The following is a 16,146-nucleotide window of genomic DNA, read 5'->3' on the forward strand; positions in this document are numbered from 1 at the left end:
GACTGCCGGGACGCGCCGCGCCCGCGGAGGTACGCCGAGACTCCCCCGAGGCGGCTGCCCAGCGTGACCGTGCCCGGCCGCCCCGCGACCCGTCTGGCCATCGCGGGGAGTCAGCTGGCAGGATCGCGCCATGCCCGCCGCCCTCTTCCGTGCCAGCCGCCGCCGCGCCGTCCAGCTCGTGACGGCGCTGCTGGTGGTCTGCGGAGTGCTCGTCTGGTGGCTGGTTCCTTTCGGTTCGCCCGCGCCGAGCGGCTCGGTGACCTTCAGTACGGGCGTGCCCACCGGCGTCTACCAGCAGTACGGCGAGCTCCTGAAGCAGGCCCTCGCCCGCGATCTGCCCGATGTCTCGATAGCGCTGCGGAACAGCGAGGGCTCCCAGCAGAACCTCGCCCGGCTCGCCTCCGGCGAGGCCGATTTCACGATCGCGACGGCCGACGCCGTGGCCCAGTACAAGCGGGACCGCAAGCCCGGCTTCGAGCGGCTGAGGGGCTCCGCCCGCCTCTACGACGACTACGTCCAGCTGGTGGTCCGCAAGGGTTCCGACATCCGCTCGGCCGAGGACCTGCGCGGCCTGCGGGTGGGCGTCGGCCAGGAGGGTTCCGGCGTGCGGCTGATCGCGGACCGGGTCCTCGCGGCCGCCGGGCTCACCCCGGACGTCGACATCAGGCCGGTCTCGGCCGGTATCGACACGATGCCGTCCCTGCTGGAGCGCGGGAAGCTGGACGCGTTCTTCTGGTCGGGCGGACTGCCCACCCACGCCGTCCAGACCCTCTCCCAACGCCTTCCGGTACGGCTCGTCCCGCTGGACGCCGCCCTGGTGGACAACCTCCACGACGTCGGGGGCTCGACCCGCCACTACCGCTCCGCGGCCATCCCCGCCGACGCGTACACCCTCGCCCAGGACGGGCAGCCGGTGGAGACGCTGGCCGTGGCGAACCTGCTCGTCACCACGGAGGACATCGACGCGGACCTGGTGGAGGGTTTCACGCGTACGGTGATCAGAAGCCGCGACCGGATCGGCGGCAAGGTCCACCCGGCCCAGCTGGTCGATCTGCGCACCGCGATCTACACCGAACCGCTGGAGCTGCACGAGGGCGCCAAGCGCTACTACCGCTCCGTGAAGCCGTAGACCCGGCGCGCCGCACCCGGCCCGCTCTCACCCCCTCGTTCGGGGTCCACGCCCTCTCACTCCCCGCGGGGCTGCGGGGCCGAGCGCGGCACCGTGACCGTCACGCGCAGCCCGTGCGGCTCGTTCGGTGCGAAGTCGATCGCACCGCCGCCCGCCGCCAGCAGCACCCGGGAGATGGAGAGGCCCAGGCCCGACCCCTTGACGTTCTGGTGGCGGTTGCTGCGCCAGAAGCGGTCGCCGACGCGTTCCAGTTCCTCCGGGGTGAGGCCGGGGCCCTGGTCGGCGACCACGATCGCGCAGGTCCCGCCCTCGGGCGTCACGGTCACCGTGACCTCTTCGCCCGCCGGGGTGAACTTCAGGGCGTTGTCGATCACCGCGTCCAAGGCGCTGGAGAGCGCCACCGGGTCCGCCCACCCCGTCACGGCCCGGTGCTCCCCGGTCAGCCGGACGCCCTTGTCCTCGGCGAGCGGCCGCCAGGAGGCGATCCGCTCGGCGGCCAGCGCCCCGATGTCGGTGAGGCGCAGATCGGCGGCGGCGTGCTCGGCGAGCGCGAGGCCGAGCAGGTCGTCGAGGACCTGGGCGAGCCGCTTGCCCTCGGTGCGGACGGAGGCGATCTCCTCGTTGCCCTCGGGGAGTTCGAGGGCGAGGAGTTCGATCCGCAGCAGCAGCGCGGCGAGCGGGTTGCGCAGTTGGTGGGAGGCGTCGGCGACGAAGGCGCGCTGCTGCTCCAGGACGTCCTCGACGTTGTCGGCCATCTCGTTGAACGAGCGGGCGAGCCGGCGCAGTTCGGGCGGCCCGCCCGCGGCGGCGACGCGGGACTTCATCCGGCCGGTGGCGATGTCGTGGGTGACGGCGTCCAGGACGCGGACCGGGCGCAGCACCCAGCCGGTGAGGCGGAACGCGGCTCCGACGGCGAGGAGCATCGCGGCGGACTCGCCGGCGGCGATGAGGAGCCAGCCGCGGAGGATGGCGGAGCGCAGCTGTCCGGTGGGCGAGTCGGTGACGACGACGGCGACGACGTCCCCGTCGCGTACCACCGGGGAGGCGATGGCGAGCCGTGCGTGCTCCTGCCAGGGCCAGACCTGGGGCGGGTCGTGGCTGCGGCGGCCGAGCAGCGCTTCGTTGAAGGCGCGGCGCCCCTCCCCCTCGTAGGGGACGACCCACTCCTCGGGCGCGGCGGCCATGGCACGGTTGTCGCGGAAGAAGATCCCCGTCCGGATGCCGTAGACGTCGTGGTAGCTGGCGAGTTCCCCTTCGAGGGCGGTACGGCGCTCGTTCGGACCGAGGTCGGTCTCGCTGACGAACTGCGCGAGCGCGGCGAAGCGTGCCGCGTCGTCCAGCCGGTCGACGACCACCCGCTGCTGTTCGGAGGCGGCGAGGCTGGCGGCGAGCGGGAAGCCGAGGGCGAGCAGGACCCCGGCCATGAGGATGATGAGGAGCGGGAGGAGACGTGTGCGCACGAGAGGGATCCGGCGGTTACGCGGCCGGGACGACCAGGCGGTAGCCGACGCCGCGCACGGTCTCGATCAGGGCGGGCATGCGGAGCTTGGAGCGCAGCGAGGCGACGTGGACCTCCAGGGTGCGGCCGGTGCCTTCCCAACTGGTGCGCCAGACCTCGCTGATGATCTGCTCGCGCCGGAAGACCACCCCGGGCCGCTGGGCGAGCAGCGCGAGGAGGTCGAACTCCTTGCGGGTGAGCTGGACCGGTGCGCCGTCGACGCTGACCCGGCGGGTGGGCAGCTCGATGGTGACGGAGCCGAGGCGCAGCGCGCTCTCCTCGCCGGGCCCGGTGGCCTCCTCGCCCCCGGCGGTGCGCCGGCTGACGGCGTGGATGCGGGCGAGCAGCTCCCCGGTGTCGTACGGCTTGACCACGTAGTCGTCGGCGCCGAGGTTGAGCCCGTGTATGCGGGATCGGACGTCGGCCCGCGCGGTCACCATGATCACCGGGGTGGCGGTGAGCTTACGGATACGGCCGCAGACCTGGTATCCGTCCTGGTCGGGCAGGCCGAGGTCGAGCAGGATCACGCCGAAGGAGGGGCGCTCGCCGTGTGCGGCGGGCAGCACCGCCTGGAGGGCCTCCTCGCCGTTGCGGGCGTGCGTGACGGCGAAGCCGTGCTTGGCCAGGACGGCGGACAGGGCCGCGGCGACGTGATCGTCGTCCTCGACGAGCAGCAGTCTCATGACCCTCCTCCGTTACCTCGATGTCCGGGATGACCGTGCCGGTCGGGTGACCGTGCCGGTCCGGTGATCACTCTGTTCAGGTGATCGCCTTGTTCTCGTGCGGTTCGCGTGATCGTCTCGTCGTGGTGATGGTGTTCTGTGTACAGGCTGCCATCAGGTTTGTACCAGGGCTGAACGCCGATGGTCGCCGTCACCGTCAAGTCTGCCCCCTGCGACCGTGGGGTTTCCGGGATGAACCGGCTGCGCCCGGGGCGTCCCCTTCACCCACTGTGTCCGGTTGCGGCCGGATCGTTATCCTCAATTTCCGCTCAGATGTAATGACGCTGGTCGCACCACGTGCCTAGTGTCCTCCCCAACCGAGGAGGACGGAGCAAGAAGCCGATGAGCGGAGTGTCAGTGACCAAGGGCTCGAAGGACGCCGTACCGGCGGCGGGCGACCTGGTCGTGCTGTCCAACGTGAACAAGCACTTCGGCGCGCTGCATGTGCTCCAGGACATCGACCTGACGATCGCCCGGGGCGAAGTCGTGGTCGTCATCGGGCCTTCCGGGTCCGGTAAGTCCACGCTGTGCCGCACCATCAACCGCCTGGAGACGATCGACTCCGGCACCATCACCATCGACGACCGGCCGCTGCCCCAGGAGGGCAAGGAGCTGGCCCGGCTGCGCGCCGACGTGGGCATGGTCTTCCAGTCCTTCAACCTCTTCGCGCACAAGACCGTGCTCGAGAACGTGATGCTGGGCCAAGTCAAGGTCCGCAAGACGGAGAAGGCGGCCGCCGAGACCAAGGCCCGCGCGCTGCTCGACCGGGTGGGCGTCGGCACGCAGGCCGACAAGTACCCCGCGCAGCTCTCCGGCGGCCAGCAGCAACGCGTCGCGATCGCCCGGGCGTTGGCGATGGACCCCAAGGTCATGCTCTTCGACGAGCCGACCTCGGCCCTCGACCCCGAGATGATCAACGAGGTCCTGGAGGTCATGCAGCAGCTGGCGCGTGACGGCATGACCATGGTCGTCGTCACCCACGAGATGGGTTTCGCGCGCTCCGCCGCCAACCGGGTCGTCTTCATGGCCGACGGCAGGATCGTCGAAGAGGCCACGCCCGACCAGTTCTTCAGCAACCCGCGCAGCGACCGGGCCAAGGACTTCCTGTCGAAGATCCTGCACCACTGACCGTCACCGGCGGGCTCCGCCGGCCGTACCGTCCAGCGGGTTTCCCCCTGGCCGTCCGGTCGGCGGGCATACCCTGACCGTCTTGTCAGCGGGCCTCCCTGCTTCGCCCGCCGATCAACAACCCACGAAAAAAGGGATGTTCACCATGAAGCTCCGCAAGAGCGCGGCCGTGGCCGTCGCCGTCCTCGCGCTGACCGCCACCGCCTGTGGTGGCAAGGAGGGCTCCGCCGGCGACAAGCCCGCCGTGAAGCCCGGCGACAAGAGCGCCCCCCAGCTGCCCAAGTACATCGTCGCCACCGACGTGAAGGTCGACTCGCCGACCCTCAAGGAGGCGCAGAAGCGCGGGAAGCTGATCATCGGTTCCAAGGCCGACCAGCCCTACCTCGGCTTCGAGGACCAGGCCACCAAGGAGCGGTCCGGCTTCGACGTCGAGATCGCGAAGATGATCGCGGCGGAGCTCGGCTTCAGCGAGGACAAGATCGAGTGGAAGACCGTCGACTCCAAGCTGCGTGAGACGGCGATCTCCACGGGCCAGGTTGACTACTACGTCGGTACGTACACGATCAACGACAAGCGCAAGGCGCAGGTCGGCTTCGCGGGTCCGTACTACCAGGCCGGCGCCGACCTCCTGGTCCGCAAGGACGAGACCGCGATCACCGGTCCGGAGACCCTCAAGGGCAAGAAGGTCTGCTCCATCACGGGCTCCACCCCGCTGCAGGAGATCAAGAAGCCGCAGTACGGCGCCCAGACCACCGAGCTGGCGAAGTACTCGGACTGCGTGCAGCAGCTGCTGACCAAGCAGGTCGACGCCGTCACCACCGACGACTCGATCCTCAAGGGCTACGCCGCCGCCAACAGCGGCAAGCTCAAGGTCGTCGGCAAGCCGTTCACCAAGGAGCCCTACGGCGTCGGCATGGACAAGGCCGACACCGCCCTGCGTGCCAAGATCAACGACACGCTGGAGAAGTACGTCAAGGACGGCACGTACAAGAAGATCTACGAGGCCACCCTCGGCCTGTCCGGCTCGGCCTACACCGCGCCGCCGGCGATCAACCGCTACTGATCGTCCGCGTCACCACGGGCGCCCCGTACAGGAGTACGGGGCGCCGCTCCCCCTGCCCGTACACCTTGTCCGTAAGCCTTGGCACGCCTCGACCGTAGGCCGCCGACCGCCGACGCGGAGACCTCATGAACGTACTGCTCGACCATTTCCCGGAGTTCCGCGACGGCTTCATAGGAACCGTGTCGATCACCGCCGTCAGCTCGGTCATCGCGCTGGTCCTCGGCGTCGCCATCGCCGGCTTCCGGGTGTCCCCCGTCCCGCCGCTGCGCTTCTTCGGCACCCTCTGGGTCACGTTGCTGCGCAACACCCCGCTCACGCTGCTCTTCCTCGTCTCGTTCTTCGTGGTCCCGGAGATCTTCTTCCCGGGCATGAGCCCCTTCCTGCTGGGCTCGCTGGCGCTCGGCTTCTACACCTCGGCGTTCGTCTGCGAGGCCGTCCGCTCCGGCATCGGCACGGTGCCGATCGGCCAGGCGGAGGCCGCCCGTTCGCTCGGCATGACCTTCTCGCAGACCCTGCGCATGATCGTGCTGCCGCAGGCGACCCGTACCGTCCTGCCGCCGCTGAGCTCGATCTTCATCGCGCTCACCAAGAACTCCGCCATCGCCGGCGCCTTCAGCGTCACCGAACTCTTCGGCTGGCAGACGCTGATGAGCGAGCAGGGCTACGCGATCGGTCCGATCTTCGTCTGGGTGGCCGCCGCGTACCTGGTCGTCACCTTCACCATCAGCGGGATCTTCCGTCTCCTTGAGCGCCGCATGGAGGTCGCCCGATGAGTGCCAGCGTTCTCTACGACAGCCCCGGCCCCAAGGCACGCGTCCGCAACCGGATCTACGCCGTCCTGGGCACCGTCGCCATCGTCGCGCTGCTCGGGGTCAGCGTCCTCCGGCTGAGCGACAAGGGTCACCTCGACCCCGCGATGTGGGACATCTTCAACTACGCGGGCATCCGGCAGAACATCGCCGACGCGATCCTCGCCACCCTGAAGGCCTTCGGCCTCGCGGCGGTCGGCTCGCTCGTCCTCGGCGTGCTGCTCGCCGTCGCCCGGCTCTCGGACCACAAGCCGGTCCGCTGGGCCGCCACCGGCTTCATCGAGATCTTCCGCTCCATCCCGCTGCTGATCACGATCTACGCCGTGTGGGTCGGCTTCCTCACCGAGTACTCGATGTGGGCGCTGGCGCTCGGCCTGTCGATCTACAACGGCTGCGTGCAGGCCGAGGTGTTGCGCGCCGGCGTCAACGCGGTGCCCAAGGGCCAGCGCGAGGCCGCGTACGCGCTGGGCATGACGAAGACGCAGGTCATGACGACCGTCCTGCTGCCGCAGGCCGTCCGTTCGATGCTGCCGACGATCATCAGCCAGCTCGTGGTCACCCTGAAGGACACCTCGCTCGGCTTCGTGATCCTCTACCCCGAGCTGCTCCAGACGGCCCGCCTGATCGCCTCCAACACGCAGGTCAACGGCCAGTACCCGTACGTCTCGACGATCGTGGTCATCGGCACCATCTACATCGCGATGTGTCTGGCGCTCTCCGCGCTCGCGACCTGGATCGAGAAGCGCGGCCGCCGAGCGAAGACGGGCATCCCGGTCACGGACGCCGCCGCGCAGGAGGTCGTGCTCACCGCCGACGCCGGCGGGGGCCCCGGGCGGACGACTGGGGACGCCGACGGGTCCGGTATCACGAAGAACTGACAGTATGTGACATCATCCGGGGGCAGTGGCGGTCGCGCCGCTGCCCCCGTCGCTTGACGCAAGCACCCGCAATGGGTTGCATACGTTCTGTGATCACGCACCGGGCTCGCGCCACACTTCGCTGTGCTACCCGCATGACCGAACGGCCTTCAGGAGCCGCGCCGTGGACCCGGTGATCATCGTGGGCGCGGGGCCCGTGGGCCTCGCGCTCTCCCTTGCCCTGGCCTCGCAGGGCGTGCCCAGTGTCGTCCTCGACGAGGGCCCCGGCAAGGAGGAACCCCGCCCCGCCCGTACGGTCGTCCTGCGCGCCGACATGGCCGCGATGGCCGAACGGCTCGGCTGCACCACGCTGCGTGACGAGGGTGTCCGGTGGGTCGGCTGGCGCTCCCTGCGCCGGAAGCAACAGATGAGGCAGGTCGCCCTCCATCCTGGTCTCGCGGATACGGAGAGTGACGCCGAGGGGCCCGCAGCTCCGCTGCACATCCCGCAGCACGCCCTGGCGCGCGGCCTGCGCGACGCGATCGCCGGGCAGGACCTCGTCCAGTTGATCACCGAGGCCCGGCTCGACGGGATCGAGCAGGACGCGGACGGCATCACGGCGCACACCCGGGGGCCGGGCGCGACCTGGTGGCGCGGCAGCCATCTGGTGGGGTGCGACGGGGCCCGTTCCACCGTGCGCAAGCTGCTGGGCGTCCGCTTTCCCGGGCGTACGGCGGTGGAGCGGCACGCGGTCGCGGCGCTGCGTACGGAACTGCCCTGGACCGGCGAGGCCGTGCTGCACCGGCAGCCCCCGTGGCGGGGCGGCGGCGAGGAGGTCACGGCCCGGCCGCTGCCGGACGGGGTCTGGCGGATCGACTGGCTGCTGCCGCCGCGCGGTGATCTCGTCACCCCGGACGCGCTCGTCTCCCGGATCCGCGACACGCTCGCCGGCTGGTGCGGCGGCCAGACGCCGCCGTACGAGCTGATCGACACCGGGGTCCACACCCTGCACCACCGGCTGGCCCGGCGCTGGCGGGTGGACCGGGTCTTCCTCGCGGGCGACGCGGCGCACCTGCTCGGCGCGGTCGGCACCCAGGGGGTCGACGAGGGGCTGCGGGACGCGGACAACCTGGCGTGGAAGCTGGCGCACGCCTGGCACCACGGCGCCTCGGAGACACTGCTCGACAGTTACCAGAGCGAGCGGCGGGCGGCCGTCGCCTCCCGGCTCCGGGCCGCCGACCAGTCGCTTCCGGTGTTGCGGGGCGGCGGCGGTCTGCGGACGTACATCCCCGGCGGCACCCGCGGGCACGACGCCCTGCTCACCGACGGCCACCTGGGGCTGGGCCCGCTGGGCGCGCCGCCCGCCTACCCGCACTCGCCGCTCGCGCCTCCGGAGGACGGGAACGGCCGGGCCGCGGCGGTGGTCACGGAGGCCGGTGCGCCGGTGGAGGATGTCCGGGTGACCGCGCCGGACGGCACGACCGTACGCCTCCGGGACCGGCTCGGCCGGGGCCGGCTCCTGGTCGTCCTGATCGCCCCGGGGACGGGGGTGTGGGACCGGCGGCACTGGAAGAGCGCCGGGGTCATGCCCCAGTTGGCGGAGGCGGTGGCCGCCCTGCCGGTACGGGCGGAGGTGCTGGTCACCGAGGCGTACCCGGGCGCGGCCGCCCACACCGTCCTGCTGGTGCGGCCGGACGGGCATCTGGTCGCCGCGTTCGCCGGTGTCCGGCCGGCGGAGCTGTTCGCGGCGGCGGACGCCGCCCGCGGCGGGGCCGTCGGGGGCACCCGGGAACTGCCGAGGCCGGCCTCCGGGGAGCCCGGCTCCGGCGCGCCGGGCGGCGCCGCCGCGTCGGGCGCCGCCGCGGGGTCCGGGGCCGCCTCGGCGTCCGCGTCCACGTGAGCGACCGCACGGCGGACGCCGATTGACCGTCGCGGGCGCGCATGGTGTACTCCGGATCGTGACCGACACCGATGTGCGCCTGTGGCGGAGGGTCCATATGGACCTCGTCCGCTACGCGGGCTGCGTGTGTCGCCCTTCCTGCTGAATTCGCCCTTTCCCGCGCGCTTTTCGCCGTCGTCGTCGGCGTGGCCTCGCGCGCTCTCCGCGAACTCCCAGGACGGTCCTTCGTGTCTTCCGCGTCTTTCGTGCCCCCTGTGTCGGCCGTATCCCCCGTGTCTGCCGCGGCCCCGGTATCGGTCGTAACCCCTGTGTCCGCTGTGGCGGTCGGCACCTCGCTGCCGTCCGGGTCCTCGCCGGCCGCCGGTTCCGCTTCCTCGCCCGCGCGTTCCTCTTCCACCCCTTCCGCGGCCGATCTGCTGGACTTCGTCCGGCGGACGGCCGAGGACACCGCGCTGATCGACTCCCTCCCCCTGGATCCGGAGGGCCGTACCTGGGTGCGGCTGGACGGGCCCGGGGGCAGCGAGGCCTGGCTCATCGGCTGGCCGCCGGGCACCGGTACGGGCTGGCACGACCACGCCGAGTCGCAGGGCGCCTTCACCACTGCTCGGGGCACGCTCCGGGAGAACTCCCTGGCGGCACGCCTGCCGGCGAGCGGCTGGAAGACCCTGGAACTGGCCGAGGGGGTCGACCGGACGAGGCATCTGCCGGCGGGCCGGGGCCGGGCGTTCGGGCAGCACCATGTGCACGAGGTGCTCAACGAGTCCCGCACGGCGCACGCGGTGTCGGTGCACGCGTACTATCCGCCGCTTCCGCTGATCCGCCGTTTCAGCCGGTCGGGCGCGGTGCTCCGTCTTGAGCAGGTCGAGCGTCCGGAGGACTGGCAGTGAGCGACGAACGGGTCGGCATCGACGAGCTGTTGGAGCGGGTCAGGTCGGGCCTGGACCGGATCGAGGCGCGTGCGGCCTACGAGGCGTACGAGGCGGGTGACGCGCTTCTGGTCGACACCCGGTACGCGGCGCTGCGGGACCGGGACGGGCTGATCCCCGGCGCCCTCGTCGTGGAACGCAACGAGCTGGAGTGGCGGCTCGACCCGCTGGGCAGCCATCGCGCGCCCGAGGCGGACAGTCACGATCTGCGGGTGGTGGTGTTCTGCAACGAGGGCTACGCGTCCTCCCTGGCGGCCGCCTCGCTCCGGCAGCTGGGTCTGCACCGCGCGACCGACGTGATCGGCGGCTTCCAGGCCTGGAAGGCGGCGGGCCTCCCGGTGCTCCTTCCGGAGGCGTAGCTGGAGGCGCGAGGGGCCGGCCCGGGGCGGGGCGTAGCTGGAGGCGCGGGGTGCCGGGCCGGAAGCACGGGGCGTAGCTGGAGGCTCGGAGAGAGCCCGGTGGTCCGGCTTTGCCCGGGGCCCGGGTCGGGCTGGGGAGCGGAGGGCCCGGCCGCGCCTCTCGACACGCGCTCCGCTAGGGCGTGTTCCGTAGGAAGCGTCGTCCACCCGCCGGCCAGACGGGACTTTCGAAACACGCCCTAGAAGGGTTCGTCCAGTCCCTCCGTGTCCTCGCCCTCTTCCTCCAGTGCCTGTCTGACCACCCGCAGGGCCATGCCTTCCGCGTACCCCTTGCGGGCGAGCATCCCCGCCAGCCTCCGCAACCGCCGGTCGCGCTCCAGGCCGCGGGTGGCGCGGAGCTTGCGGTCGACGAGCTCGCGCGCCGTGATCTCCTCCTGCTCGGAGTCGAGCTGCCCGACCGCCTCCTGGATCAGCGAGGGGTCGACACCCTTGGTGCGCAGCTCCCGGGCGAGGGCCCGACGGGCGAGGCCGCGCCCGTGGTGCCGGGACTCCACCCAGGCGTCCGCGAAGGCGGCGTCGTCGATGAGACCGACGTCCTCGAACCGGGAGAGGACCTCTTCCGCGACCTCGTCGGGGATCTCCCGTTTGCGCAGGGCGTCGGCGAGCTGCTTGCGGGTGCGAGGGGTCCCGGTGAGCAGGCGCAGGCAGATCGCCCGCGCCCGCTCAGCCGGATCCTGGGGCGACAGCTCCTTCTCGGCCCTCGACGAGTCGGGGCTGTCGCCCGGCCATTCGGTGCGCCCGGTCACCGCGTCAGCTCTTGGCCGCCGGGGCCTTGGTCGCCTTGGTGGCCTTGACGGCCGGGGCCGTGGCGGGCTTGGCGGCGTCGTCCGCTGCCGCCGTCTCCGTGGCGCCCGCGGCGTCCGCGGCCGGCTCGGCCGCCGGGTCCTTCGGCCGGACACCGACGCCCAGCTTCTCCTTGATCTTCCTCTCGATCTCGTTGGCGAGGTCGGGGTTGTCCTTCAGGAAGTTCCGGGCGTTCTCCTTGCCCTGGCCCAGCTGGTCGCCCTCGTACGTGTACCAGGCGCCGGCCTTGCGGACGAAGCCGTGCTCCACGCCCATGTCGATCAGACCGCCCTCGCGGCTGATGCCCTGGCCGTAGAGGATGTCGAACTCGGCCTGCTTGAAGGGCGGCGCGACCTTGTTCTTGACGACCTTGACGCGGGTGCGGTTGCCGACCGCGTCCGTGCCGTCCTTGAGGGTCTCGATGCGGCGGATGTCGAGGCGCACCGAGGCGTAGAACTTCAGGGCGCGGCCACCGGTCGTGGTCTCCGGCGAGCCGAACATCACGCCGATCTTCTCGCGGAGCTGGTTGATGAAGATCGCGGTGGTCTTGGACTGGTTGAGCGCGCTGGTGATCTTCCGCAGGGCCTGGCTCATCAGTCGGGCCTGCAGACCCACGTGCGAGTCGCCCATCTCGCCCTCGATCTCCGCGCGCGGGACGAGCGCGGCGACGGAGTCGATGACGATGAGGTCGAGGGCGCCGGAGCGGACCAGCATGTCGACGATCTCGAGTGCCTGCTCGCCGTTGTCCGGCTGGGACAGGATGAGGTTGTCGATGTCGACGCCGAGCTTCTTGGCGTACTCGGGGTCGAGGGCGTGCTCGGCGTCCACGAAGGCGACCTGGCCGCCGGCCTTCTGGGCGTTGGCCACGGCGTGCAGCGTCAGGGTCGTCTTACCGGAGGACTCCGGGCCGTAGACCTCCACGACACGGCCGCGGGGCAGGCCGCCGACGCCGAGCGCGATGTCGAGGGCGGTCGATCCCGTGGAGATCACCTCGATCGGCTCCTGCACGCGGTCGCCCATGCGCATCACGGCACCCTTGCCGAATTGCCGTTCAATCTGTGCGAGCGCGGCGTCGAGCGCCTTCTCGCGGTCGGTTCCTGCCATGGGTTCCACCCGGTTTGCTTGAGTCGATCGCTTCATGTGAAAGACGCTATCCCCTGCCACTGACAATGGGCCTCGGCGTCCTTCCGACCTGTGGAAAACTCGGCGGCGCCCCGCCGAGAAGCCCGTGTTTCCAGGGGCCGGAACTCCATCAGAATGGATGTTCGATTTCGGTGTCAAGCACACCACGCCGTGCGCCCCGACCGCTGCGGGGCGCTGAGCCGCGAGTCCTCAGCCGCGAGTCCCAGCCGTGAGCCGACTGCCGTCAGCCGCGTGCCGTGCCCACTTATCCTTCCTGATATGGCCCTCCCCCACCGCGTCCGTGGCACCCGCGTGCCGCCACGGACCGCCGACGCCGCCGTGACGCTCGCCGTCACCCTCGTCGTGGCCGTCTGGACCCTGGTCTCGGGGCGGTACGAGGACGAGCCGGTGTCCCGCACGGTCATCGGCTGGGTCCTGCTGGCGATCGGCTGCGGAGCGCTCTACTTCCGGCGTCGGCTGCCCGTGACGGTCGCCGTCGTCACGCTCCTCGCCTGCGTGGCCTACTACCCCGTGTCCGCGCAGGACGGGCCGCTGATGGTCGCCTTCGCCCTCGCGCTCTACACCACGGCCGCCGAAGGGCGTTTCGCCGCCTCCGTCGCCCTCGCGGCCGCGACGCTGCTCGCCGTCGGGGTCGGCGAGATCCGCCAGCAGCCGGGCCACCGGCAGATCGACGACACCTCGCTCGTCATGCTGGCGGGCTGGCTGATCAGCCTGGTCGCCGTCGGACGCGCCCAGCGCACCCGGCTCGCCTATCTGCACGAGGTGGAGCAGCGCGCGCTCGCAGCCGAACGGGAGCAGGAGGCGCGGGCCCGGCAGAGCGCCACCGAGGAGCGGCTGCGGATCGCCAGGGAGCTGCACGACGTCCTGGGCCACACCCTCTCGCTGATCAACGTCCAGACCGGTGCGGCGCTGCACCGGTTGGACAAGAAGCCCGATCCCGAGGTCGCCCTTGCCGCGGCCGAGGAGGCCCTGCGGGCGGTGCGGGCCACCAGCAAGGACTCCCTGCGCGAGCTGCGCGCGACGCTCGGGGTGCTGCGCCGGGCGGACGAGACGGCACCGACCGCGCCCACCTCCGGCCTCGCCCTCCTCGGCGAGCTGGTGGAGCGGGCCAGGAGCGGGGGCGTCGACGTCCGTACGAGCGTGACGGGCGCCGCCGTACCCCTGGCGCCGCCGGTCGACCTCGCCGCGTACCGGATCGTGCAGGAGTCGCTGACCAATGTGGCCCGTCACGCGCGGGCCCGCGGCGCCACGGTCGCGCTCGACTGGCGCGCGGACGAGCTGCGCCTGCGCGTCGAGGACGACGGCGAGGGCTCGCCGGACGACGCGCCGCTGGGCAGCGGGATCCGGGGGATGGCCGAGCGCGCGCGGGCCTTCGGCGGCGACCTGACCGCGCGCAACACCGCGGCCGGCTTCCGGGTCGACGCCCGCCTTCCGTTCACCGGACTCACCGCCACCACCACTGCCACCGCCGCCACCACCGCCGCCACCGCCACCGCCACCGACGAGCTCGCCCCGGGCGCCGCCGCCATCGATCCCACCCCAGGTTCCGGACCGACCGCACCCCCCGCCCCCGCAGCACCCACCCCACCGCAGGACGTGTCCGAGAGGGACCCCCGATGATCCGTGTCGTACTCGCCGACGACCAGACCCTGGTCCGCGCGGGGTTCCGCTCGATCCTCGCCGACGAGGACGACATCGAGGTGGTCGGCGAGGCAGGGGACGGCGAGCGGGCGGTCGCCCTCGCCCGCGAGCTGCGCCCCGACGTGGTCCTCATGGACATCCGGATGCCGGTCCTCGACGGGATCGAGGCCACCCGCCGCATCACCACGGACGCGCGGCTCGAAGGCGTCCGGGTGGTCATCCTGACCACCTTCGACCTCGACGACCACGTCTACGGCGCGCTGCGCGCCGGAGCGAGCGGATTCCTCGTCAAGGACACCGAGCCGATGGAACTGCTGCACGGCGTACGGGTGGTGGCGCGCGGCGACGCGCTGATCGCCCCGGCCGTCACCCGCCGCCTGATCGCGGACCTCGCCGGCCGCGGCCGCCGGCCGGACCCGAGCCCCCGCCTGAACGCCCTGACGGAGCGGGAGCGCGAGGTGATGGGCCTGGTGGGCGCGGGGCTCTCCAACGACGAGATCGCCCAGCGCCTCGTCCTCTCCCCCGCGACCGCGAAGACGCACGTCAGCCGGATCATGACCAAGCTCGGCGTCCGGGACCGGGCGCAGCTGGTGATCCTGGCGTACGAGTCGGGGATGATCACGCCCGGCTGGCTGGCCTGACCCGACCGACCGGCCGCCCAAACCGCCTTGCCCGGCCCGGGGCCGGCCGACGAAGCCCACTCCCGCCCCCTAGGGGGCACGCGCGCGTGGACGCGACTCCCGGGGTACGCGCGCGTGGGGAGGCACAACCCGTGGGGTACGGCGGGTGTCCCCCGCTGGGGGACGCCCCGGCCGGAGTCGTACGCCGACGCTGGCGCGGTGAATCCAGATGTCCTCGATCTCGCCCGGCTGCAGTTCGCGCTCACCGCCGGCGGTCACTTCCTCTTCGTCACCCTCACCCTGGGACTCGCGACCCTCGTCGCCGTGCTCCAGACCGTGGCGACGATCGGCCGGAAGCCGTCCCACGCGCGCATGGTCCGCTTCTGGGGACAGCTGTACGTGATCAACTACGCGGTCGGGATCGTCACCGGCATCGTGATGGAGTTCCAGTTCGGAATGAACTGGAGCGGACTCACGCACTACGCGGGCAACGTCTTCGGCGCCTCCCTCGCGGTCGAGACGATCGTGGCCTTCTTCGTCGAGTCGACCTTCCTCGGGCTGTGGATCTTCGGCTGGAACCGGCTGAACCGATGGGCCCACCTGGCGGCGATCTGGATCGTCACGCTGACCGCGTACCTGTCGGCGTACTGGATCCTGGTCTCCAACGGCTTCCTCAACCACCCGGTCGGTCACCGCGTCGAGGGCGACAAGCTGGTCCTGGACGATCCGGTCGCCGTGCTGACCAACCCCTCCGTCCTGCTCGCCTTCGGGCACATCCTCGCCGGGTCGCTGCTGACGGCGGGCTTCTTCGTCGCCGGGGTCAGCGCGTACCACCTCTTCCGCCGCTCCCCCGAGTGGGAGCTCTTCGGCCGGAGCCTGCGGATCGGGGTGTTCCTGTCCCTCCCGGCGCTGATGGCGACGGCCGCGTTCGGCGGCGTCCAGCTCGCCTCGTTGAGCACCCTCCAGCCCATGAAGTCGGCCGTCTTCAGCCAGGAAACGGCCGAGATCACCCGGCTCCAGGCGGAGCTCGTGGCCCGTCACGGTCCCGGTGACTACGTCCCCTCCGAGGTGTGGACGCGCGGCGGCGGCCTGGTCATGCTCGTCTGCTTCGGCCTGATGATGTACTTCACCTTCGCCGGCGCGATCCTGGCCTGCTTCAAGAAGGCCGTCTTCCGCTTCCGGCTCTGGCATCTCGCCCTGATGGCCGCCGTACCGCTGCCGTACGTCGCGATGATCAGCGGCTGGGTCTTCCGGGAGGCGGGCCGCCAACCCTGGGTCGTGTACGGACTCCTGACGACCGAGGACGCGGTCTCCGACCTGTCCCCCACGTCGATGCGGGTCTCACTGGCCGTCTTCACCACCCTCTTCGCACTGCTCGTCGTCCTCAACGCCTGGCTGCTGGCCCGCCACGCCCGCCGCGGACCCGTCGACTCCGGTCTCGGCCATGACGACCGTACGGCCTCCCCCGAGGAGCAGGCGGCAGCCCTTCCCCCCGCGCGCTACTAGGA

15 protein-coding genes and 1 pseudogene are annotated in these 16,146 nt (G+C 71.5%); 12 read left to right on the forward strand and 4 right to left on the reverse strand.

Annotated features, from left to right (window positions below):
• The first annotated feature begins 130 nt into the window (after positions 1 to 130).
• Complete coding sequence (locus ACZ6RC_RS31080) at positions 131 to 1,129, forward strand: TAXI family TRAP transporter solute-binding subunit (protein WP_391141324.1); 999 nt, start codon at positions 131 to 133, stop codon at positions 1,127 to 1,129.
• A 56-nt stretch (positions 1,130 to 1,185) separates the two neighbouring features.
• Here the strand turns inward: ACZ6RC_RS31080 and ACZ6RC_RS31085 are convergent, their stop codons facing one another.
• Both ACZ6RC_RS31085 and ACZ6RC_RS31090 read right to left on the reverse strand, forming a co-directional pair.
• Entirely contained in the window at positions 1,186 to 2,589 is a 1,404-nt protein-coding gene (locus ACZ6RC_RS31085) for a sensor histidine kinase (protein WP_469589539.1), read from the reverse strand.
• Between the two features lie 16 nt (positions 2,590 to 2,605).
• Positions 2,606 to 3,310, reverse strand: a complete 705-nt coding sequence (locus tag ACZ6RC_RS31090) for a response regulator transcription factor (RefSeq protein WP_391141320.1) — start codon at positions 3,308 to 3,310, stop codon at positions 2,606 to 2,608.
• A gap of 381 nt (positions 3,311 to 3,691) precedes the next feature.
• On the opposite strand from ACZ6RC_RS31090, the gene ACZ6RC_RS31095 reads away from it, so the two are divergent.
• The 8 genes from ACZ6RC_RS31095 to ACZ6RC_RS31130 all read left to right on the forward strand — a co-directional run bounded on the left by ACZ6RC_RS31095 (position 3,692) and on the right by ACZ6RC_RS31130 (position 10,391).
• On the forward strand, positions 3,692 to 4,477 hold the full coding sequence (locus ACZ6RC_RS31095) for an amino acid ABC transporter ATP-binding protein (protein ID WP_391141317.1): 786 nt from the start codon (positions 3,692 to 3,694) through the stop codon (positions 4,475 to 4,477).
• Positions 4,478 to 4,622: 145 nt separating this feature from the next.
• The gene (locus tag ACZ6RC_RS31100) at positions 4,623 to 5,540 is read left to right on the forward strand and encodes a glutamate ABC transporter substrate-binding protein (RefSeq protein WP_391141316.1); all 918 of its coding nucleotides are present in this window, start codon (positions 4,623 to 4,625) and stop codon (positions 5,538 to 5,540) included.
• A 125-nt stretch (positions 5,541 to 5,665) separates the two neighbouring features.
• Entirely contained in the window at positions 5,666 to 6,313 is a 648-nt protein-coding gene (locus ACZ6RC_RS31105; protein ID WP_391141313.1) for an amino acid ABC transporter permease, read from the forward strand.
• Positions 6,310 to 7,227 (forward strand): amino acid ABC transporter permease, encoded by a 918-nt coding sequence (locus ACZ6RC_RS31110; RefSeq protein WP_391141310.1) that lies wholly within the window; start codon positions 6,310 to 6,312, stop codon positions 7,225 to 7,227. The genes ACZ6RC_RS31105 and ACZ6RC_RS31110 overlap by 4 nt, the downstream gene beginning before the upstream one ends.
• A gap of 163 nt (positions 7,228 to 7,390) precedes the next feature.
• Positions 7,391 to 9,106 carry an FAD-dependent monooxygenase gene (locus tag ACZ6RC_RS31115; RefSeq protein ID WP_469589546.1) on the forward strand — a complete coding sequence of 572 codons (1,716 nt, stop codon included), beginning with the start codon at positions 7,391 to 7,393 and terminating at the stop codon, positions 9,104 to 9,106.
• A gap of 73 nt (positions 9,107 to 9,179) precedes the next feature.
• Complete coding sequence (locus tag ACZ6RC_RS31120; RefSeq protein WP_309544753.1) at positions 9,180 to 9,251, forward strand: putative leader peptide; 72 nt, start codon at positions 9,180 to 9,182, stop codon at positions 9,249 to 9,251.
• 163 nt (positions 9,252 to 9,414) lie between these two features.
• On the forward strand, positions 9,415 to 9,993 hold the full coding sequence (locus ACZ6RC_RS31125) for a cupin domain-containing protein (RefSeq protein WP_469589550.1): 579 nt from the start codon (positions 9,415 to 9,417) through the stop codon (positions 9,991 to 9,993).
• Entirely contained in the window at positions 9,990 to 10,391 is a 402-nt protein-coding gene (locus ACZ6RC_RS31130; RefSeq protein ID WP_453619361.1) for a rhodanese-like domain-containing protein, read from the forward strand. Before ACZ6RC_RS31125 ends, ACZ6RC_RS31130 begins: the two co-directional genes overlap by 4 nt.
• A gap of 239 nt (positions 10,392 to 10,630) precedes the next feature.
• Here the strand turns inward: ACZ6RC_RS31130 and recX are convergent, their stop codons facing one another.
• A complete protein-coding gene (recX, locus tag ACZ6RC_RS31135; RefSeq protein ID WP_453619362.1) occupies positions 10,631 to 11,350 on the reverse strand; it encodes a recombination regulator RecX in 720 nt (239 codons plus the stop codon).
• A 64-nt stretch (positions 11,351 to 11,414) separates the two neighbouring features.
• Positions 11,415 to 12,374: pseudogene (recA, locus tag ACZ6RC_RS31140) on the reverse strand (recombinase RecA); the annotation flags it as partial.
• A 261-nt stretch (positions 12,375 to 12,635) separates the two neighbouring features.
• Between recA and ACZ6RC_RS31145 the strand changes: the two are divergent.
• From ACZ6RC_RS31145 to ACZ6RC_RS31155, 3 genes are all read left to right on the forward strand, one after another.
• Positions 12,636 to 13,997, forward strand: coding sequence for a sensor histidine kinase (locus tag ACZ6RC_RS31145; protein WP_469589553.1), 1,362 nt, complete (start codon positions 12,636 to 12,638; stop codon positions 13,995 to 13,997).
• The gene (locus tag ACZ6RC_RS31150) at positions 13,994 to 14,659 is read left to right on the forward strand and encodes a response regulator (protein WP_469589555.1); all 666 of its coding nucleotides are present in this window, start codon (positions 13,994 to 13,996) and stop codon (positions 14,657 to 14,659) included. Before ACZ6RC_RS31145 ends, ACZ6RC_RS31150 begins: the two co-directional genes overlap by 4 nt.
• Before the next feature lie 198 nt (positions 14,660 to 14,857).
• Positions 14,858 to 16,144 carry a cytochrome ubiquinol oxidase subunit I gene (locus ACZ6RC_RS31155; RefSeq protein WP_469589559.1) on the forward strand — a complete coding sequence of 429 codons (1,287 nt, stop codon included), beginning with the start codon at positions 14,858 to 14,860 and terminating at the stop codon, positions 16,142 to 16,144.
• The last annotated feature ends 2 nt before the right edge of the window (positions 16,145 to 16,146 follow it).

This window comes from Streptomyces sp. NPDC048353 (genome assembly GCF_055587165.1).